Below are 19,855 nucleotides of genomic sequence, written 5' to 3'. Positions count from 1 at the left end.
CGTCAGGTGTGTTCGCGCTCGGTATCCGAGACGCCGTTCCCCGATCGGTCCGCGTTTCGAGTGCGTCTCGATCCGGAGCGGTTCGCCGGCCGGGGTAATTCCGAACGCTCGGCGGAGGGATCCGGTACCGAGACGCGCTCCGCGTTCGCACACCGTCGACAGTAGTAGTTGCGCCCGGACGACGTCGAGAGTGGAACCCCGAACAGGCAGACGTCCTCGCGATAGGTCCGTTCGACGCCGCGCCCGACGATGTCGGCGCAGGCCGAACACGGCCGTCGGAACTCGACGACGGCCCGTTCGTCGACCGATCGGACGCGACCGTTCGCCAGCACGGAGTGGCGACGATCGAGTCGGCGCCGTACCGACGGGAGGGCGCCGACGCCCGCGAGCGCGACCATCGACGCGAGCGCGAACGCTCCGGTCGCGACGATCGACCCGGACAGCGAGACGCCGATACCCGCGGTGACGGCGGCGACGAGCCAGTACACGGCGGCCGTGAGGCGTGCGCTCGTCCGCCCGTCGCTCACGGCCCGATCGGCAGTCTCGGTATCGATACCGACGCGGACAGCGTCGGTACCGGCGCCGTCGACGTCGTCCGCCCACAGTACCGCTCGATCGGCGTCGGTGACGTACCGGTATGCACCGTACAGGACGTTTCCGAGCCCCATCGTCCACCAGACGCTTACGAGCGCGACGAGGAGGTGGGCGTTCAGGCCGCCGAACGTGCGCCGAACCATGACGGCGTGGTCGCCGAAGTCGCGTTCGAGTTCCCAGCCGTTCCGGACGGCCGTCGCGATCCGGTGTTCGAGAATCTCCCGATCGGTCGTCGCGGACGCGCTCCTGGTAGGATCGGCGGCGGATCGTGATCGAGTTCGACCGTCAGCAGACGATCCGTCGCGACCGGTCGGCGTCCCGCAACTCGGACAGTACTTCGCCGGCGGCGGGAGGGACTCGCCGCAGTTCGAACAGTACCGGACTCCGCGATCACCCCGATCGCGACCCGGGTTCCGGATCGGGTCGCGTGACCGATCGCCGCGCATAGAATACGACACGCCGGGCGCGACAGTAATGGTTTGGAGCGTTCGGAAACCCGATGCGAATCGGGGTTAGCCGATGAGACCGAGTCGAAGCGCGGCCCCCATCGCGCCGAAGAGCAAGACGAGGGCGAGGCTGCCGACGTAGTAGGCGCGCCAGGCGCGCGACGGCCGGAACGGCTTCGGCAGGTGGTTCTCGACGACGTACCAGTTCGCCGGGTAGAAGAAAATCTCTGTGACGGCGAGGACGGCGGCGACGTAGAGCAACAGCGTCACCGGGACGTTTCCGAGCGCGAGAACCATCGCGCTACTGACGACGACCACGCCCACGACGACCAGTTTTCGCACGCGTTCGCTATCGATACTCTCGTCTTCGAGCGCCAGCGGCAGGATATCGCCGGTCGCCCGCGCTGCGCCGTCCAGGAGCGTGATGACAGTCGAATACAGCGCCGCGAAGGCGCCGATCAGCATCGCGTAGTACGACCACGCGCCGAAGGAGTCGCTCAGGATGTTTCCGATCGCGAACGCGAGGTTCGCGTCTTCCGGCGGGTTCGGGTAGAGGACGTTCGTCGCCAAGATCACCATCGCGACGATCAGAACGAAGCTGAACGCGTAGCCGACGTTGAAGTCGCGCCGTCCGGTCCTGATCCACGCGCGAATGTAGTCGTGGTAGGCCGGATCGTTCGGATCCAGTCCTTTCGATCGGAGTTCGCCGGCCCCGTCCCCTTTCGCCATGCTCCAGCTTCCGATCAGGATGCTCGTGCTGAAGCCGGTCGGCGCGAAGCCCGCCGCGGCGGCGAACAGCGCGACGAAGGCCGGTCCGGTGAGATCGGGAACGGCGAAGGCGGTCTCCGCGATTCGCTCCGGAGACGGCGGACCGACGACGACGCCGAGCAGGACCAGGACGCCGATCGCGACCGTGAATCCGATCAGCACCTTCTCGAGGAGCGAGTACCGCGAGACCAACACGAGCGCGCCGGCGGCGCTGACGAAGACGACGTACGCCCACGGCGCGGTGACCCAGTCGGGGCCGAGCGCGGCGACGAACGCCGCCGAACTCATGCCGACGCTGGCCGTGATGAACGTGTACATGACGGTGAACACGGCGATCGTCAGCCAGAGCGCCCAGTTTTTCGGGCCCGGAAGGTCGCGGTACCCTTCGATCGGGTTCGCACCCATGCCGTAGTTGTAGCGGACGCCGAGTTCCCAGGCGCCGTACTTCGCGACGTAGATGAGGCCGAACATCCAGATCGCGACCAGCCCGAAACTGGCCCCCATCGTCGGCGCGATGACGATGTGACTGCCGCCGATGCTGATCAGCGCCCAGAGCATCGACGGCCCGAAGTGATTCTTGAAAAACCCCGACCAGTCCGACGAGGGATACGTGAGGTCGGGGTCCCGGGTCGTAGCACCGGCGTCCGGCTTACTCGCCACGGCTCCCACCCGATTCGCGATTCGCCCGCCCGTCTCGTCCGAGACCCGGTATCGCCCCTCGTCCCGGAATTGTGCGATTGTCAATAGTTGGCATAGATTTTACCGGAGAATTAGCGACCCGGAACTTATACCCACGGATCCGTCGTCGAATGTACAGCGCTGGAGATCACTGATCGTCGATGACCACCGGTACGCCCCGGTTCGCCACGTCGACGACGAACGCGTCCGCATCGGCCTCGATCGCCGGGAACGTGTCGTAATGAACGGGCAGGACGAGATCCGGAACCGTGACACCGGCCAGTTCCGCGGCCTCGCGACGATCCATGGTGAACGTGCCGCCGATCGGCGGGAGGAACAGGTCGACATCCACGTCCTCGTGATACGACAGCGCGTCGGTGTCGCCGGGCCAGAAGGCCGTCACGCCGTCGACAGTGACTGCGAAGCCACAGCCCTGCCCTTCGGGGTGGTACGGATCGCCGCGCTCGTCGACGTGCGGGCCGTCGGGATCGTTGTACGCCGGCGTCGTGAACAGGTCCAGCGGGCCGAGGACGAACGACTCGTCGGCGCGGACGCGCTCGACGTCGTAGGGGAGGTCCTCCGGTCGCTCGTCGATGCGATCGATCTCGTCGGCGTCGATCGACTCGTGGACGACGACGATCGCGTCCCCGTGGGCGACCCGTCGGATGGAGTCCGGATCGTAGTGGTGGTCGTGCGAGACGAGGATCAGGTCGCCGTCCCGCGGGTTGGAACCTTCGAGGACGCCGTACTCTTCCGGGCCGGGATCGACGTAGATGACCACGCCCGTCTCGCCCGCGAGACGGATCGTCGCGAGGCCGAGCCAGTCGACGGTCACCGCGCCGAAGCGAACGGTCATGACTCGGGATTCGACAGACGCGATCGAAAAAGGTTCGACTCGGCCGCGTCGATGGTGATTCGTATCGGACGAGAATCGCGTCGATAGTGATCCGTGTCGATCGGGTTTCGCGGCACCCGCCTCAGGGCCGGCGGATCGAGTGCGAGAGCGTTCCGACGCCCTCGACCTCGATCTCGACCTCGTCGCCGTCCTCGAGCGGCCCGACGCCCTCCGGCGTCCCGGTCGCGATCACGTCGCCCGGCTCCAAGGTCATGTAGGTCGTGATCTCGGCGATCAGTTCCGGGATCGGGAAGATCAGCTGGCCGAGGTGGCCGTCCTGCTTCAGTTCGCCGTTGACGCGCGAGCGAACGAACGCGTCGTCGGGCACCTCGTCCGGCGTCGCGAGCACCGGTCCGATCGGAGCGGCACCGTCGAACGCCTTGCCGCGGATCCAGTTCTGTTCCTGATTCTGGTCGTCGCGGTTCGAGACGTCGTCGACGCAGGTGAAACCCTCGACGACGTCCATCGCGTTGACCTCGGGGACGTGCCGGCACTGCTCGCCGATGATGACGCCCAGTTCAGCCTCGTAGTCGATCCGTTCTTTGCCCGCGGGTGCGGTGACGGTGTCGCCGTGGGCCGCGAGCGCGTTCGGTCCCTTCAAAAAGAGCAGCGGCCGGTCCGGCACGTCGTTGCCCATCTCGTCGGCGTGGTCGGCGTAGTTGCGACCGATGCAGACGATCTTCGACGGCTCGCAGGGCGGGAGGACGTCGATCGCGTCGTCGTCGATCGCGTAGCTCTCGTTCCCGAAGTGGACGTGGCCGCTTTCGTACTCGCCGCGGCGGACGGCGCCGGCGGGATCGCGGAATCGAACGTATTTCACGGCCGATCGGTCACGGGCCGAGGACAAAAGGATTGAGATGCCGGTCGATCGCGCGCCGGCTCGCAGTCGACAGTGCGATCGATCGACGGAGTGGCGACGCGATCGCAGGCCGACCAAAGCTGACCGCACACCGCGTACGTGACTACGTGGCACCGCCGCCTCGGAACGGAACGCTTTTTACTAGCCCCCCGCAACCAACAATTGCGATCGCATCGACGTACGGCGGCGTAGCCGTCGACGCGCGGGATGCGACCGAGGTGTACGCTCCGTTGGTGTAGTCCGGCCAATCATTTCGGCCTTTCGAGCCGATGACCTGGGTTCAAATCCCAGACGGAGCACTTCTTCGCGACCACGCTCGTGAGCGAAGAATTCGATTCTGGATTTGACGTAGAGAAGTTGCAGCCCGGGAAGTGAACGGCGCGAACGGCCCGGAACGTCTCGGCGTGGTTCAACTCCCAGACGGCCCGGTTTGCGACGAGAAAACTCGCGAGTCCCCTACCGCCTTCAGACCGGTGAGAAGGCACATCTACAATCGGTTTTCCCGCAAGAAACGTATACCGCAGACCCGGTCGCAAGCTTCGATCGTTCCGCAAGCACTCGTATTCGAAAGTGGAGTATAGTGCCGGCTCAACGCTTTTTCGCCTCAGAGCCGAACCCGGGGTATGACGACCCACGTCAGCGAGGAACAGGTCCGCTGGTGGCTCGATCGGAACGCCATCCAGGACGTAACGCCGCACTCGCAGGAGGAGACGGAGTTCAACCTGCAGGTGACCCTCTCGCGGCTGCCGATCCACCTCATCAAAGAGGAGCAGCGGGGGCCGATCCGGGTCGTCGGACGCAGCGGGTTCGACACCGATCGCGCGAAGCGACTCATCCGGGACGAGGAATCGCGCACGGAACTACTGAGTCAGCTCGGGCCGGTGCTCGCGACGACGCCCGGGTTCTACACGTTCCTCGACAAGGAGGGGCAGGCCTGTGAGCTTCGAAACGCCGAGACGCTCCAGCTGGAACACCGAATCTACCCGGGAGAGGCGACCCAGCAGGCGCTGATGGACAGCGTGATGGCGATCGCGACTGGGATGCGCTACGTTCAGAATCTACTGGCTGCGACGATCCCGGGGGCGCTACCTGGCCCAGCCGATCCCGACGATCCCGACGAAGAGGACGCCTGAGAACCGGGTGCACCGCGACCGACGAGCTCGTAACGAGCCGATCGCCGGCGGGTTCACGCGAGACGTTACGAATCGTCCACCGCCGGAAGCGTAAACGAAAACGTCGCTCCTCCGTCGGCGTTGGATTCGACCCAGATGCGCCCATCGTGGCGTTCGATGATGCGCTGACAGAGCGCTAGTCCGATGCCGGTCCCGGCGTGTTCACCGCGACTGTGGAGCCGCTGGAACACCTCGAAAACCCGGTCGTGATCGTCGGGATCGATGCCGACACCCTCGTCGCGAACCGAGAGCTGCCACCAGCGCCCTCGGCGATCGGCGTCGACGTGAATCTGTGGCGGCCCGTCCCCGCTGTACGTAATCGCGTTTTCGAGGAGGTTCTGGAACACCTGGCGCAACTGGCTGGCGTCGCCGTTCACGCGAGGAAGCTCCGTGACCGTGATGTCGGCCTTGCTTTCGGCGATCCGAACCTGCAGATTCTCCAGAACGTCCTCGAAGACGCGATTCAAATCGACCGGTTCGAGCGGATCGCCGCGCGTGTCGACCCGCGAGTATTCGAGGAGGGCGGTGATCATCTCCCGCATGCGATCGGCGCCGTCGACCGCGAACTCGAGGAACTCCCGGCCGTCGTCGTCGAGGTCGTCGCCGTACCGGCGCTCGAGAAGTTGGAGGTAGCTCGAAACCATTCGCAGCGGTTCTTGCAGGTCGTGGGAGGCGGCGTACGCGAACTGTTCGAGGCGTTCGTTCGACGCTTCGAGCTTCTCGATCAGCTCTTCTAACCGCTGCTCGCGGTTTTTGCGCTCGGTGACGTCCTGGAGCGCCCCGCGGAGCGTGACGACCGTTCCGTTCTCGACCTCCGGATCGCCCTGGATCCGGAGCCAACCCACGTCGCCGCTCGGCCGCGGAAAGCGCGTCTCGACATCGAACGGTTCGCCGGTGTCGAGCGCCTCCTCGATGGCTTCCTCGATGATCGCCCGATCCTCGTCGGTGTAGTAGACGTCGAGGGCCTCCTCCAGCGACGGTTGCTCGTCGTAGGAGACGTCCAGCAGATCGAAGAGGTGATCTGACCAGTACGGCTCCATGGTGTCCGGGTCGACCTCCCACCCGGCGACGTCCGCGATTCGCTCGGTCTTGTTGAGCAGATCGAGCGCTCGTTCGAGTTCGCGCTCGCGCGCTTTCCGTTCGGTGACGTCCTGGGCCATCGTCATCCCGCCGAATATCGCCCCGTCGTCGTCGGCGAGCGGAACCACGTGAATAACCCACTCTCGGTCGGCGTACTCGGCTTCGACCGTTTGCGTTTCCCCCTCGAGGGCGTCTCGGAACGCGGATTCGAGGGCATCGCCGATGTCCGACGGCCACACCTCCCGAACGTGCTTCCCTTCGACGTCGCCCGAGGAGAACGGGAGGTCGTCGAAGGCGCGTCCGGCAGCGAGTGTGTACCGGAGATCGGTGTCGAACATCGTGACGATCCCGTTCGGAAAGTTCTCGGCGAGCGTTCGGTAGCGCTGTTCGGACTTTCTGAGCTGCCGTTCGCGCTGCTTGCGCTCGGCGATGTCACGATCGGAGACGATGATCGAGACGACGTCGCCGTCGTCGTCCCGAACCGGTCTAAAATAACCGCTGAGCGTATATCGCTCGCCGGTCGGTCGGGTGAGATCGGCTTCGAAATCGACGTACTCGCCGGTCGCCGCTCGCTCGGTCCACTCTTTCACGTCCGACTGGACCTCGTCTCCCTTTCCCCACCACGGCGTCTCCCAGAACAGTTCTCCAGTCACGTCGTCGAGCGTGGCGTCGATGTATTCCATCGCCGTTTCGTTGATGTCCACCACCGTTCCGTCCGGTTCGAGCAGTCCGACGAGAATGTTCGGATCCTCGAACACCGCCTTGAACCGGCGCTCGGTCTGCGTGTTTTCGATCGCCGACGCGAGCACGTTCGCGACGCTCTGAACGAAGCTCGCGTCGTGTTGCGTAAACTCGCGCCGCTCGGTTGCGTGCGTTCCTAGCACGCCCCACGGCTCGTTGACCGACCCGATGATCACGCTGACGCCGCTGACGACGCCGTGGTCGGTCAGCAAATCGGGACCGGAAAATCGCTCCTCCGTCCGCAGGTCGTCGACGACGATCGGTTCCTCGGAGAGCAGCGTATATCCCGCCTGCGAGTCCAGATCGGTCGGAACCGTCGCCGAGCCGACGAGCCCGTCGCGCCAGCCGACGCCCTGTCTGAGAACGACCTCGTCGCCGCCCGGAGGCAACTCGAGCACTTTCGCGTACTCGTTGTCGAGCGTTTCGGCGACCGCGACTGCTGCATCATGCATCAACTGGTCGAGATCGTCGGTTTCGAGCGCCCGCTGTCCGAGTTCGGCGACGACCTCCTGCTGACGGATGCGTTCGTGGATTTCCGAATCCGCATCCGCGTGAGGAGACGAAGTCATCACTACACGTATCGGTGGAAGCGGTATAAGTACTGCTGTCGTCATATCAGGGTGCGGCTCTGAAACCGCCTCGCGGGATGGTATTCGAGGTGTTCAAGTGCATCAGAAATCACCGCACCTGCCACTTATCCGAACTAGCTCGTTAGTTGAGACGTGCAGCGAACTCACTCCAGATACGTCGCGCGGAGCCATCAGCTCACACCATACTAGTGCGTATCCGTCGTCACTGGCATGCCGGGTCGTCGGGGTTCGGCTCGATCGAGGTGGCCCTCGCGGCGGTCGCCTTGAACGACGCGGCGATCGCCGCGCCCGGTTCCAGCCCCAATCGATCGGTGCTGGCGTCCGTGACGAGCGCCTGCAACTCGGCGTCCCCGTCGAGGTCGATCGTCACTCTGGTAATCGCCGCGCCCGGTTCGAGCCGGGCGACGGTCCCCGGAAACCGATTTCGGAGGCTGGTGCCGCCCGATCGGGGCACTTCGTCCGGATCGGTCAGGACGACTGCGTCCGATCGGACGCTGACCTGCACCTCGGTCGCATCGTCGGGGATGAGGGCCACGACCGGACCGGCGGCCGTGTCGACGGTCCCCAGTTCGCCCGTTCGCTCTCGGACGGGACCCGTAAACACCGATTCGGTAACCCGTGCGACGCCGTCCAGTTCGGCCGCGTGACGATCGAATCGCCGCCGGAGGTCGCGGGCCGTTCGCGTCAGTTCGGTGCCGCCGCCGCCGCTGCCGCCGCGCGTTCGTTCCGTGATCGAGCCGACGGCCGCTTCGATCTCGACGATCCGATTCTGCAGGCGCGCGTACGATCGGCCCAGTTCGTCCGCCGCCCGGTGCATCGATCCGTACCGGTCGATCGCGTCGAGCATCTCGACGTCGCGTCGATCGATCGTGACCCCGTCGACCGAGAGCTTCGTGGTGTATTCCTTTTCGATCGTCATTCGTAGCGTCGGGTGTATCGGGAGCGTTGGCGCCGGTTCCGTTGCTCAGTATATCAGTTCGCCCGCGATAAATTTCCGGGTTCGGCGGTCGCTCGGGTTCTCGAACACCGTCTCGGCGTCGTCGACCTCGATGATCTCGGAGCCGAGCAACACCGCCACCCGGTCCGCGACCCGTTCGGCCTGGTGCATGTCGTGGGTCGCGATGACGACGCCGATGCCGCGGTTTCGCGCCCGCAACACGGCGTCCTCGATGACCGCCGTGTTCCGCGGATCGAGGTCGGACGTCGGTTCGTCGAGCAGGAGCACGTCCGGATCGTACGCGAGCGCGCGGGCGAACGCGACGCGCTGGGCCTCGCCGCCGGAGAGCGACGCGGCGTCCTGGTCGGCCTTCTCCCGCAGGCCGACGGCGTCGAGCGCCTCGAGCGCGTCGCCGGTTCCGTTGGGCTGCCCGACGAGGGTCGCGAGTTCGTGGCGGAGGCGATCGGGCCACGATCGGCGGATTCGGAGGCCGTACTCGGCGTTCCGTCGAACGCTCGCATCGAAGAGACTCGCCTCCTGGAAGACCATGCCGATTCGGCGGCGAAACTCGAGTCGCTGCCGTTCGGGGGCGAGCCAGACGTCTTCGCCGTCGTACTCGATCACTCCCTCGTCGGGCGCGTCGAAGAGGGCGAGCAACCGCAACAGCGTGGATTTTCCGACGCCGGATGGGCCGATGATCGCGACGACCTCGCCGGGCGTCACCGACAGCGAGACGTCCTCGAAGACGGTCTCGGTTCCGTACCCGTGGTGGACGTCTTTCGCCGCGAGCATCATCGGTACCTCCCGTTGCCGCTTCCCAGTCGGACCACGATCGCGTTGACGACCAACACGAGCACGACGAGGATCGCGCCGAGGACCAACGCCATTTCGAATCGACCCTGTCGCGCCTCGAGTTGGATCGCGGTCGTGAGCGTCCGCGTCTTCGAAATCCCGTTCGGGCCGGTGATGTTGCCGCCGACGATGAGGACCGAACCGACTTCGCTGATCGCCCGCCCGAATCCCGCGAGGACGGCCGTCGCGATGCCGTACCGAGCTTCTTTGATCGTCACGAGAGCGACGTCGAACCGCGTTCCGCCCATCGCGTACGCCGCATCGCGGACGTTCTGTTCGACGCTGCTCACCGCGGCGAGGCTCACGCCGGTGATGACCGGTGTTGCGAGCACGAACTGCGACATGATCATCGCTTCCGTGGTGAATATGAGCTCGAGCGAGCCGAGCGGCCCCTGATTGGACACCGCAAACAACACGAAGAGTCCGACGACGACGCTCGGAAACCCCATCCCGGTGTTGATGATCGACGTGAGCAGCGCCTTCCCGGGGAACTCCCTGAATCCGACGAGAAGGGCGACCGGGAGGCTGAACAGCGTGCTCAGCGCGACGGCGGCGAGGCTCACGTACAGGGAGACGCGGACGATGCTCCGAACGTAGGGCCACTCGAAGGGGAACTCGGCGACTAGCGGCGGGGCGTCGACGAGCAGCGGCGCGATCGGACTGGCGTCGAGTGGCATTCTGGTGTGATCACCTCAGTCGTCGCTCGCCGAAGATTCCCACCCCTCGGGAACGTACTGCTGAAAGTTCGGATCTTCGGAGAGCGCTCTGGGGAAGAACAGTTGCTCGTCTTCGACGGTGTATCCTTCGATTATCTCCTGGCCCTCGACGCTCGTGACGAAGCCGATGTACGCCATCGCGAGATCGTAGTTCACGTTGTTGTGAACGGCGGGGTTGACAGCGACGATCCCGTACGGGTTCGCGAGCAGTTCCGGGCCGCCCTTGACCGGCCCCTGGACGTGGATCTCCAGATCGACCTTGTCTTGCATCGACAAGTACGTCCCGCGATCGGAGAGCGTGTAGGCGCCACTCTGGTCGGCCTGTACGAGTACCTCGCCCATTCCTTGCCCGGCTTCCTGGTACCAGTCGCCGAACTCGTCGTCGCCGACGCCGGTTTCCTCCCAGATCGCGAGTTCCTTGGTGTGGGTCCCCGACTCGTCCCCGCGGGAAACGAACGTCGATCCCGTATTCGCAATCTCGGTGAACGCCGCCAGCGCGTCCTCGCCCCCCGAGATCCCGGCGGGATCGTCGGCCGGACCCACGATGACGAAGTCGTTGAACATGAGGTCGCGTCGGTTGACGCCGTACCCTTCTTCCATGAACTCGTCTTCGAGCGATCGGGCGTGGACCATCACCACGTCGGAATCGCCGTTTCGAGCGATTTCGAGGGCTGCGCCGGTCCCCTTGGGGACGGCGTCGACGATGACGCCGTACCGATCCTGGAACGGCGCGTTGAGTTCGTCGAGGAGGCCGGTATCGTACGTGCTCGTCGTCGTGGTCAGCGTAAGCGTTTCGCCGCTGATCTCCGGACCGTCACCGTCGGAGTTGCCGTCGCTCTCGTTACCGAGGCCCGTACAGCCCGCGAGCCCGACCGCAGCGCCGCTGCCGATCGCGGCGATGAACGATCTCCGTTGTATCGTCATAGATACCACGACAGATGCCGAAAGGAAATAGCTTTGGGTGCCGACGTAATCCCGATCGGTTACGCCAAGTTATCGCGTCGATTCCGGTGTCGCCTGTCCGTTCGGTTTCCGAACTGCTTGTAGATTTCGGATAACCGGATGCGGTTACAAAACGGTCGCTGATCTCCGTCGAAAGGAGGGGAATTCACGTCGGGAAATCACGTCGGAATCCAGTACGCGCGCGGTAGGCAGGAGGACGGCGGATCGGAGATCGGCGGCAGCCGCAGAGACGCGGTCGCGTCGTCGACCGCACGCTAGTTGAACGGCGCCAGCGTCCGTCGCTCGGTATCCGCACCCGCTCGATCCGCTGACGAACGCGGCCGCAACGCGACCCGACGAGTGGCGAGCGGAAACCCTTAGGGTGGTCGCTCCCGGAGACCGGAACGTGAGCGAGAATCGCGTCGTTCAGGGCCGGATGGTTACAGCAACGAAACTCGCGGAGCTGATCGAGGGCGATTCGGTGATGGAGGTCGACTCGATCGAGGAGGCAGAGGAGGACTGTCCCGAGTGCGGCGGAAACGTGCTGAACGTGGGATACATGCCCTCGATCACCGAGTTCGTCACCGGCTGGAAGTGCCAGGACTGCGACTGGAGCGAGACCGATCGGGACTGAACGCTACCGACGTCGGGAGGCGACCCCGGCCCGCAGCTACCAGACCAGCCACTCGAAGGCGAGCACGATCGCGGCCAGAAAGACGTGCTCGCCGTCGACGACGAATCCGTAGTACAGCGGCCCCCGATCGGGGGTCGCGAAGGGAATGTAGGCACCGACGTAGGCCTGGAACGCGAGCAGAACGAGGTACTCGCGGGAGAGGAAGCCGAGGGCGACGACCGCCACGACGGCCGCCGCGACGAGCAGATTCGCCAGTTGCGAGACGAGCCGCGTCCGGTCGGGGCCGTAAGTGTTCGGCACCGTCCGAATCCCTTCGGCTCGATCGCCCTCGATGTCCTTGACGTCGAAGATGACCGCCGCGATCGTGATCATCGCGCCGACGTAGACGGCCAGAAACACGATCTCGAAGCGCCGCGGCTGTCCGAAGTAGTAGCCGACGCCGAGCGGAATCAGCCCCCACGCCGCGCCGACGAACAGGTTCTTCACGAGAAACAGACGCTTGATCCCTACCGTCGAGTACAACACGGCGGCGAGCAACGGCAAGATCATGTAGCCGACCCCAGGGACGTCGAGCGCGATCGCGAACCCGATCGCCCCGAGGTAGCAGACGGCGCCGATCGCGAGCCAGAGCCGACCGTATCGCTTGATAAAGGCCGCGCGCTGCGGGACGTTCGCCTCGTCCTCTTCGAGGTCGGTGAATCGGTTGACCGTATAGACGAACATCGTGACCGCGAAGACGATGGCGAACGGTCGCGGATCGGGCGGCAAGTCCGCGAGTACGATCGTCGTGACGACGACGCTCGCCGCTGCGAGCGAGATGAAGAGGTTGCTGTGAACGAGCACGCGAAGGGCCGCCGCGAGCGACGAGACCCACCGTCGCCGAGCGCACACGGCGGCCGACGTCGTCACTCGGACATCGCCTCCGGCCGGATTTGGGAGCCGATCGCACGCTCGAGCGACACTCGACCGGTGCGCTTCGCACGGTCGTCAGCCGGGAGGCGGGCCGCGAACTGTCCGGGTCGGATTCGACGCCTGTCGACGATACCGGAAACCACTGCTCGTCGCCACGTTGGGTCCGGGCGAAGTCAAACGCTTCGGTGGGCGCCCGCGAACGCGGTGCTCGCCGCTGACATAACAGACTGCACGACAGAACCAACCGGGCGTTGCAAACGTTCTAATACTGCGTTTCTCGACGTGCCTGGTACATCAGTTCCCACACCGCGTCCTCGATGGACTCCTCCGTCTGCTCTTCGAGTTTCTTGTACAGGGATTCGGAGACCGTGACTTCTGGCATCACCCCAGTATAATGCAGCCGGCCTAATAAAAGTACCCTAATGCGTAATCGAGTTAATTTTGCCGTGGTCCGTGCGGAGGCACCGGCGATTACCCGCAATTTGACCGAGAGCGGAGCCGACGCGGCGGATTGTCCGTGGCCGCCGATCCGATCCCGCGAGCGGAAACAGGCAGGATTTAAGCAAGGGCGGAACACCCGTTCGAATGGCCATGAAATTACACGAGTATCAGGCGAAGCAGGTCTTCGCCGACGCCGGTATTCCGACGCCGGCCTCTCAACTCGCCTCCGACGTCGACGGTGCCGTCACCGCGGCCGAGGAGATCGGGTATCCAGTTGCGATCAAAGCGCAGGTACAGGTTGGCGGCCGCGGCAAGGCCGGCGGGATCAAACTCGTCGAGGACGGAGCGGAAGCCCGCGAGGCGGCCGACGCCATTCTGGGGATGGATCTCAAGGGCTACCGCGTCGACCGCGTGCTCGTCGAGGAGGCGGTCGATTTTACCAACGAACTCTACGTGGGGATTACGATGGACCGCGGCGAGGGCAAACCGGTCGCGATGGTCTCGACCCGCGGCGGGGTCAACATCGAGGAGGTCGCCGAGGAGGACCCCGACGCGATCGCCCGCGAGCACGTCGATCCCTCCTTCGGCATGCACCCCTACCAGGCGCGCAAGGCGGTCTACGACGCCGGCGTCGATCGGGCCGTCGCCCGCGACGTCTCGAACGTTCTCATGACGCTCTACGAACTCTGGGAGAGCCGAGACGGCGCCGACGCCGAGATCAACCCGCTGATGGTCACCAGCGACGACGAGGTCATCGCGGCCGACGCCGTGATGAACATCGACGAGGACGCCCTGTTCCGCCAGCCCGAACTCGCCGAGATGGAAGAGGAGGCCGCGGGCGGCGACGAACTCGAGCAGAAGGCCGACGAGTACGACTTCGACTACGTCCGCCTGGAGGGGAACGTCGGCATCATCGGCAACGGCGCCGGTCTCGTGATGACGACCCTCGACCTGGTCGACTACTACGGCGGGAAACCCGCCAACTTCCTGGACGTCGGCGGCGGCGCGAAAGCCGCCCGCATCGCGAACGCCCTCGACATGGTCTTCTCCGACGACAACGTCGAGAGCGTCGTCTTCAACATCTTCGGCGGGATCACCCGCGGCGACGAGGTCGCCAAGGGGATCAACGAAGCGCTCGAACAGTTCGACGAGATTCCGAAACCCGTGGTCGTCCGACTCGCCGGGACGAACTGGGAGGAGGGCATGGAGATTCTGAACGAGGACCTCGTGACGGTCGAAGAGACCCTCGAGGATGCGGTTCAGCGTGCCGTCGAGTACGCTGGGGAGGTGAGCGAACAATGAGCGTCTTAGTCGACGACGACACGCGCGTCGTGGTACAGGGTATCACCGGCGGGGAAGGCAAGTTCCACGCCGAACAGATGATCGAGTACGGCACGAACGTCGTCGCCGGTGCGGTTCCCGGCAGGGGCGGCCAGGAGGCTGCCGGCGTCCCCGTCTACGACACGGTCCAGCAGGCCGTCGAGGAGGAAAACGCCGACACGTCCGTCATCTTCGTCCCGCCGGCGTTCGCCGGCGACGCCATCTTCGAGGCGCTCGACGCCGACCTCGACCTCGCGGTCGCCATCACCGAGGGCGTTCCGACCCAGGACATGGCGAAGGTAAACAAGCGACTCACCGAGACCGACACCCGACTCATCGGGCCGAACTGTCCCGGCCTCATCACGCCCGGCGAGGCGAAACTCGGCATCCTCCCCGGCAACATCTTCGCCGAGGGCAACGTCGGCCTCGTCTCCCGATCGGGCACCCTCACCTACCAGGTCGTCGATAACCTCACCCAGCGCGGCATCGGCCAGACCACCGCGATCGGCATCGGCGGCGACCCGATCATCGGCACCGACTTCGTCGACGCCCTCGAGCTGTTCGAGAACGACCCGGCGACCGAAGCGATCGTCATGTGCGGCGAGATCGGTGGCGAGGACGAGGAGGAGGCCGCCGCGTTCATCGACGAGCACGTCGACACGCCCGTCGCCGGCTTCATCGCCGGCCGCACCGCCCCGCCGGGCAAGCGCATGGGCCACGCCGGCGCGATCGTCTCCGGGTCCGGCACCGGCACCGCCGAGAGCAAGATCTCGGCGCTCAACGACGCCGGCGTCCCCGTCGGCGACACCCCCGAGGAAGTCGCCGACCACATCGAGGAGTTCCTCTCGTAACGACTCAGGCGCCGACTCTATCGCCCTTTTTGTATCGACGAACGTGTACCTCGAGGCCGGCGATCGTTAGCAGCCACGTACATCCGATCGCGACGAACACCGACTCGGCCAGCGGGAGATACTCGAACATCACGAGGTACGGGTACGCGAAGGCGAACGCGACGATCGCCAGCCCGTATCCGGCGAGCAGCGTCGTTTCTTCGGGGCGGAATCGACTCCGCGACGTCGCCGAAAACACGAGAAACAGCGCGTACGGGACGAACGTGATCGATTTGAAGATGGTCGCGAATGGGAGGGAGAGATACGGCCCGGACGTCGTCTCCACAAGGTACAGTTCGCCGTCGGCTTCGACGACGCCGTAGGCCGAGTGGGATCCGTCGGCGTATCCGTCGTTCGGGAATTCCGGTAGTTCTTCGTACTCATCGCAGACGTGCAGATCCTCGTTACAGATCGTAACGCCCGGGTGCGATCGCCAGCCGGCGCCGCGGTACTCGCTGCCCGGATCCGCCGGTTGGTCGGTGGCTTCCTCGAAGGCCCGCTGCGTTACGGGCGAGAGGTCGCTCACCGGCGTCGGGTCGTCGACGTCGAACTCGCCCTCTTCGACGGTTTCGTCGAACGCGTCGGTCGATTCGTGCGCGACCGCGTAGGACGGCGTTTGCTCGTGATAGGGGGCGGCGAGCGCCGCCGGATGAGCGATCGTTGCCAACAGGGCGACGGCGACGAGCCCCGAGAGGATCAGCACGGATCGCGACCGAATCATTACTTTTCAGCTGTCGTAATCGAGTAAGTGTTTTCCGGCCGGGCTGAAGAAACGAACGCTTCGTGACCGATCACGAATCCGGGCCGAACGGAACGAAATCGGCGTCGGTCACCAGCAGCCGATCGAGTTTCGTCCCGTCCTCGCGGTAGGCGACGGTGAGTTCGTGTTCGCCGCCGGAGAGGCGCACCGACACCGGCTCGTGATCGTTTTCGCTGTCGCGAACCCGAGCCCAGCGCCAGCTTCGAGTGTGGTGAATCCAGTCCCAGCGGATCCAGTCGCCGTCGTCGATCCGGATCCAGAACGAGTCCGACTCCTCGTCGGGCGCGACGACCCGCGCCCAGAGCCGGTACTCGCCGGCGGGCACGTCGATCGCGTACCGCGCCAGCCCGTTCGGCGGCGGGTGGTGGACGCTCTCGGCGTCGCGGGGCGCGACGTACTGCCCGCTCGCCGCGTCCTCACCCTCCTCGACGAACATCGGGGGCTCGACGTCGCCGTCGGCCGCGTCCACGGTCTCGACGATCGCCTCCGAAGTCGCGGACGCGAGCCGCCCGCCTTCGATCCGATCGTCGGCGACGGCCGATCGGGGCGCGAGTTCGCCCCGAATCGGGTAGCTGAACTCGTCCGCGAGTTCGCGGTTCGTCTTGCCGACCAGGATTGTCGGGTCGACTTCCTCCCGATCTAGGAGGTCGGCGAGTTCGTCCGTCCCGTCGATCGCTTCGACGTTCCCCTCGTCCGGGAACGGCACGTAGTCGGGTGCCTGCTCGTCGAAGTACACGGTTCGGCCGTCGATCGAGACGTGGTCGTCGCCCGCCAGCAGGCCCCAGAACCGCCCCTCTCTGTCCAGTTCGAGTTCGATCGGCCCCCGTCGAAGATCGGTGTCCGTGATCCGAAGCTGCGGCCCAGCGTTCCAGCGGCCCGAACGGCCGGCACGGACGAGGACGTTCCGGCGGTTGGCGAGTTCGCAGTCGGTGATGTGGGCCAGTCCGGTCGCCGCTCGGACGCCGACGTCCCAGCCCTCGATCGTCGTTCCCTCGAAGAGCAGGTTGTCGACCGCGTCGTTGTGATGGACGCCCATTCCGGTGCCGTCGCCGCCAAGCAGCCGGCTGTCTCGAACGAGGAGGTTCGCGCTGTACTTGACCTTGAGTCCGAGATCGCCGTGGTTCTCGTCGATCGATCCCCAGTGGGTGACGAAGTCGCCGACGGCGTACACCGTCAGCCCGTCGACGACGCTGTACGCCGCGCCGCGGCGGTGCGATCGGCCGAACATGTGCCGGGAGATCTCGACGCCGCCGCCCGAGGCGAAGACGGTGTTGTCGCGGAACGAGCGGAGTCGCACGAAACTCGAGGGGATGTAGCCACTGTGGCCTTCCGCCCCGTGTTCGTGCCTATCTCCGCCATCGTCACCGTGGCCGGCGTGTTCGTCGTTCTGGCCGTCGCCGTGATCGCCGTGCTCCGCGAACGCGCCGTCGCCCGGCTCGTCCGCAACGAGATCGGAATGAGCGAGATCCGCCTGCCCGTCCAGGTACTCGACCGGGAAGTTGGCGATCTGTCCGCGTTCGCTCGAGAGCTTCTCCCGATCGACCGGCGCTTCGGCGAGCGCGCGGTTCCAGTAGACGAATCCGTAGTGGCGATGACCCGCGGCGACGTTCTCCTCGACCTCGACCGCCGGCCCCTGGAACCAGAAGCCGTGGCCGCCGTGGCCGAAGTCGTCGACCGGGGCGGTGTTACCGTCCGGGTTCGGCTCGCGATCGCCGAAGATCCGGCGCGCGTCGACGTGCTGACCGGAGCCCTCGGACCGGAGGGCGAAGTTGCGCCTGAACGCGCCGCGCTCGTTGCCGCTCTCGGTGACGAAGCCGGCGCCGGTCACCTCGTAACTCACGCAGTCCTCGATCTCGGCGTAGCTGCCGTGGTTGACGTATCCCCACCCTGGACTGTCCCAGACCGCACAGCCGGAGATCGACACCGGGTCTCGGCGGTCGATGCCGGTGTGGTGGAGGTGGACCGCGTACCGCGCTTTCGGATTCGGCTCCGCGCCGGGGATCGCCTCCCCGTTGATCGGGTCCGTGAACGGGCGCGTCTTGTCGGTCCGGCCGAGATCGTAGAAGCCGGCGTTGCTGAGCTCGACCGACGGGTGCATGACCATGACGTGGCCGCGTCGATCGACGGCGTCCGTTTCCGATGTGAACCGGACGTTCCGATCGAGGTTGAGGACGTAAGCGTCGAGGTCGTCCGCGGGCGGCACGTGATCGTAGTAGAGCGCCTCGTCGAGTTCGATCCGGCGTCCGTCGATACCGACGATCCGCCGCTCCTCGTCCTCGTTCGCGCGCGGTTCGAGTCCGGCCACGACGACGCGGTCGCCGACCGACCATCCCTCGGGCTCGCTCGCGAGTTCGACCGCCGCGTCCTCGGCTCGCGGCGGCGTCGACGCGGGGAGGAACCCGTCCGTCGCCGCGCCGCAGACCGCGACGGGTCCCAGGGAGACGAGTCCCCGTCCGAGTCGCGCGGGGTCGTCGTCGGTGTCGATCGCGCCGAAATCGACGAACTCGATCGTCGCCGAAACGTCCCGCCCGATCGGGTCGTCCGGCGTCCCGACGCGGAGCGATCCGTCGGACGTGACGACCACCGTCTCGACGCCGAGTCTCGTCTCCGCGGACGGATCGAACGCGAGCGCGCCGTCGACTCGAATCGTCCGCAGGTCGGGTTCGAGTTCGCTCCCCACCTCAACCGTGGTGTCCGCGGGGACGTGGACCCGCGCCCCGTCGTCGGGTCGCTCGCCGTCCTCCCACGTGGTGTCGTCGGTCCACCGACCGTCGCCGGCGGCTCGGTGGGTGACGTCGTCGCGCTGGACCAACTCGAGCGCCCGTTCGTGATCGCTCTTGGCGTCGGCCGTCCCGAGCCGGCGGTAGAGCGCGCCGGCACCCGCCAGCCCGACGCCGGCGGCCGCCGCTCCCTTTAGGACCGTTCGCCGATCGATCCGTGCGACTCCTCGCGGTTCGTCCGCCTCGTCCTCGGGTGACTCGTTCGACGACATGTCTGGAACCGCCAGCCCGATCGGTCATCGATCGGGCCGACAGTACGTCGTCCCGAAGGACCGTGTTCGATCACCGAAAAGGTTGCGTAAGTTGTCAGTCACGATCGGTGAAACGAACGGGAGGGTCGGCGAGGAGTCGCGCGAGTCGACCGGCACCGTTCCGGCCCGTAGTCCCCCGATCCTGGCCGAATCGATCAGCGATCGACGTGGTTCGCAATCACGTCTCGGAGGCGCCCTTCCTGTTGCATTCCGACGAGTCGTTCGACCGGATCTCCCTCGGCGAACAGCACGAGCGTCGGGAGTCCCTGGACGCCGTACTGCCGTGCGAGCTCCGGATTCGCGTCCGTATCGACTTTCGCGATCGCCGCCGGAACGTCGCTCGCGAGTTCGTCGAGAACCGGCGCGAGCATCTGGCAGGGGCCACACCAGTCGGCGTAAAAGTCGACGAGAACGAGCGAGTGCGTCTCGAGGAGTTCCCGCAGTCGCGCTGTATCCTGTACGTGGACCGGGCGATCGGGCGCATCCCGTTCCCGGCGTTCCCGTTCGATCCGTTCGCGAAGTCGCTCGCGCTTTTCCGTGCGAATCCGGTCGAGTTCGTCCGCGTCGGCGGTGTCGGTGTCGTCAGCGTCTGCCATC

The 19,855-nt window shown here is 65.7% G+C and carries 18 protein-coding genes and 1 tRNA gene; 5 read left to right on the top strand and 14 right to left on the bottom strand.

The window, feature by feature from the left end:
• Positions 1–2: 2 nt before the first annotated feature.
• The 4 genes from MUH00_RS00175 to MUH00_RS00160 form a co-directional block, all read right to left on the bottom strand.
• Complete coding sequence (locus MUH00_RS00175) at positions 3–1,040, bottom strand: DUF8108 domain-containing protein (protein WP_247001477.1); 1,038 nt, start codon at positions 1,038–1,040, stop codon at positions 3–5.
• A gap of 66 nt (positions 1,041–1,106) precedes the next feature.
• Positions 1,107–2,477 (bottom strand): Nramp family divalent metal transporter, encoded by a 1,371-nt coding sequence (locus MUH00_RS00170; RefSeq protein ID WP_425603059.1) that lies wholly within the window; start codon positions 2,475–2,477, stop codon positions 1,107–1,109.
• A gap of 157 nt (positions 2,478–2,634) precedes the next feature.
• Entirely contained in the window at positions 2,635–3,342 is a 708-nt protein-coding gene (locus MUH00_RS00165; protein WP_247001473.1) for an MBL fold metallo-hydrolase, read from the bottom strand.
• 121 nt (positions 3,343–3,463) lie between these two features.
• The gene (locus MUH00_RS00160; RefSeq protein WP_247001471.1) at positions 3,464–4,201 is read right to left on the bottom strand and encodes a fumarylacetoacetate hydrolase family protein; all 738 of its coding nucleotides are present in this window, start codon (positions 4,199–4,201) and stop codon (positions 3,464–3,466) included.
• A gap of 263 nt (positions 4,202–4,464) precedes the next feature.
• On the opposite strand from MUH00_RS00160, the gene MUH00_RS00155 reads away from it, so the two are divergent.
• Together MUH00_RS00155 and MUH00_RS00150 are read left to right on the top strand one after the other, a co-directional pair.
• Positions 4,465–4,539: transfer RNA gene (locus MUH00_RS00155), tRNA-Glu, on the top strand.
• A gap of 324 nt (positions 4,540–4,863) precedes the next feature.
• Positions 4,864–5,373, top strand: coding sequence for a hypothetical protein (locus tag MUH00_RS00150; RefSeq protein ID WP_247001469.1), 510 nt, complete (start codon positions 4,864–4,866; stop codon positions 5,371–5,373).
• 65 nt (positions 5,374–5,438) lie between these two features.
• On the opposite strand, the gene MUH00_RS00145 is transcribed toward MUH00_RS00150, so the two are convergent.
• The 5 genes from MUH00_RS00145 to MUH00_RS00125 form a co-directional block, all read right to left on the bottom strand.
• Complete coding sequence (locus MUH00_RS00145; RefSeq protein ID WP_247001467.1) at positions 5,439–7,802, bottom strand: PAS domain-containing protein; 2,364 nt, start codon at positions 7,800–7,802, stop codon at positions 5,439–5,441.
• A gap of 223 nt (positions 7,803–8,025) precedes the next feature.
• A complete protein-coding gene (locus tag MUH00_RS00140; RefSeq protein ID WP_247001464.1) occupies positions 8,026–8,742 on the bottom strand; it encodes a TOBE domain-containing protein in 717 nt (238 codons plus the stop codon).
• A 45-nt stretch (positions 8,743–8,787) separates the two neighbouring features.
• Positions 8,788–9,555 (bottom strand): amino acid ABC transporter ATP-binding protein, encoded by a 768-nt coding sequence (locus tag MUH00_RS00135; protein ID WP_247001462.1) that lies wholly within the window; start codon positions 9,553–9,555, stop codon positions 8,788–8,790.
• Positions 9,552–10,289, bottom strand: a complete 738-nt coding sequence (locus tag MUH00_RS00130; protein ID WP_247001460.1) for an ABC transporter permease — start codon at positions 10,287–10,289, stop codon at positions 9,552–9,554. Before MUH00_RS00130 ends, MUH00_RS00135 begins: the two co-directional genes overlap by 4 nt.
• A gap of 15 nt (positions 10,290–10,304) precedes the next feature.
• Complete coding sequence (locus MUH00_RS00125) at positions 10,305–11,252, bottom strand: ABC transporter substrate-binding protein (protein ID WP_247001458.1); 948 nt, start codon at positions 11,250–11,252, stop codon at positions 10,305–10,307.
• A gap of 424 nt (positions 11,253–11,676) precedes the next feature.
• Here MUH00_RS00125 and MUH00_RS00120 point away from each other — a divergent pair, with 424 nt between their 5' ends.
• A complete protein-coding gene (locus tag MUH00_RS00120; RefSeq protein ID WP_247001456.1) occupies positions 11,677–11,904 on the top strand; it encodes a DUF5795 family protein in 228 nt (75 codons plus the stop codon).
• A 36-nt stretch (positions 11,905–11,940) separates the two neighbouring features.
• On the opposite strand, the gene MUH00_RS00115 is transcribed toward MUH00_RS00120, so the two are convergent.
• Both MUH00_RS00115 and MUH00_RS23055 read right to left on the bottom strand, forming a co-directional pair.
• Complete coding sequence (locus MUH00_RS00115; protein WP_247001454.1) at positions 11,941–12,813, bottom strand: UbiA family prenyltransferase; 873 nt, start codon at positions 12,811–12,813, stop codon at positions 11,941–11,943.
• A 265-nt stretch (positions 12,814–13,078) separates the two neighbouring features.
• Positions 13,079–13,198 (bottom strand): phosphohydrolase, encoded by a 120-nt coding sequence (locus MUH00_RS23055; RefSeq protein ID WP_345780919.1) that lies wholly within the window; start codon positions 13,196–13,198, stop codon positions 13,079–13,081.
• 209 nt (positions 13,199–13,407) lie between these two features.
• On the opposite strand from MUH00_RS23055, the gene sucC reads away from it, so the two are divergent.
• Both sucC and sucD read left to right on the top strand, forming a co-directional pair.
• The gene (sucC, locus tag MUH00_RS00110) at positions 13,408–14,559 is read left to right on the top strand and encodes an ADP-forming succinate--CoA ligase subunit beta (protein WP_247001452.1); all 1,152 of its coding nucleotides are present in this window, start codon (positions 13,408–13,410) and stop codon (positions 14,557–14,559) included.
• A complete protein-coding gene (gene sucD / locus MUH00_RS00105; protein WP_247001450.1) occupies positions 14,556–15,428 on the top strand; it encodes a succinate--CoA ligase subunit alpha in 873 nt (290 codons plus the stop codon). Before sucC ends, sucD begins: the two co-directional genes overlap by 4 nt.
• Positions 15,429–15,432: 4 nt before the next feature.
• On the opposite strand, the gene MUH00_RS00100 is transcribed toward sucD, so the two are convergent.
• The 3 genes from MUH00_RS00100 to trxA form a co-directional block, all read right to left on the bottom strand.
• A complete protein-coding gene (locus MUH00_RS00100; RefSeq protein ID WP_247001448.1) occupies positions 15,433–16,188 on the bottom strand; it encodes a hypothetical protein in 756 nt (251 codons plus the stop codon).
• A 70-nt stretch (positions 16,189–16,258) separates the two neighbouring features.
• Positions 16,259–19,219: a G8 domain-containing protein gene (locus MUH00_RS00095; RefSeq protein WP_247001446.1), complete on the bottom strand. Its 2,961-nt coding sequence runs from the start codon at positions 19,217–19,219 to the stop codon at positions 16,259–16,261.
• 194 nt (positions 19,220–19,413) lie between these two features.
• Entirely contained in the window at positions 19,414–19,854 is a 441-nt protein-coding gene (gene trxA, locus MUH00_RS00090) for a thioredoxin (protein WP_247001444.1), read from the bottom strand.
• Between the last annotated feature and the right edge of the window lies 1 nt (position 19,855).

Source organism: Halosolutus gelatinilyticus (assembly GCF_023028105.1).
GTDB lineage: Archaea > Halobacteriota > Halobacteria > Halobacteriales > Natrialbaceae > Halosolutus > Halosolutus gelatinilyticus.
The sequence above is the reverse complement of the archived record's forward strand: the minus strand, read 5'-3'. Positions and strand labels throughout refer to the sequence as shown.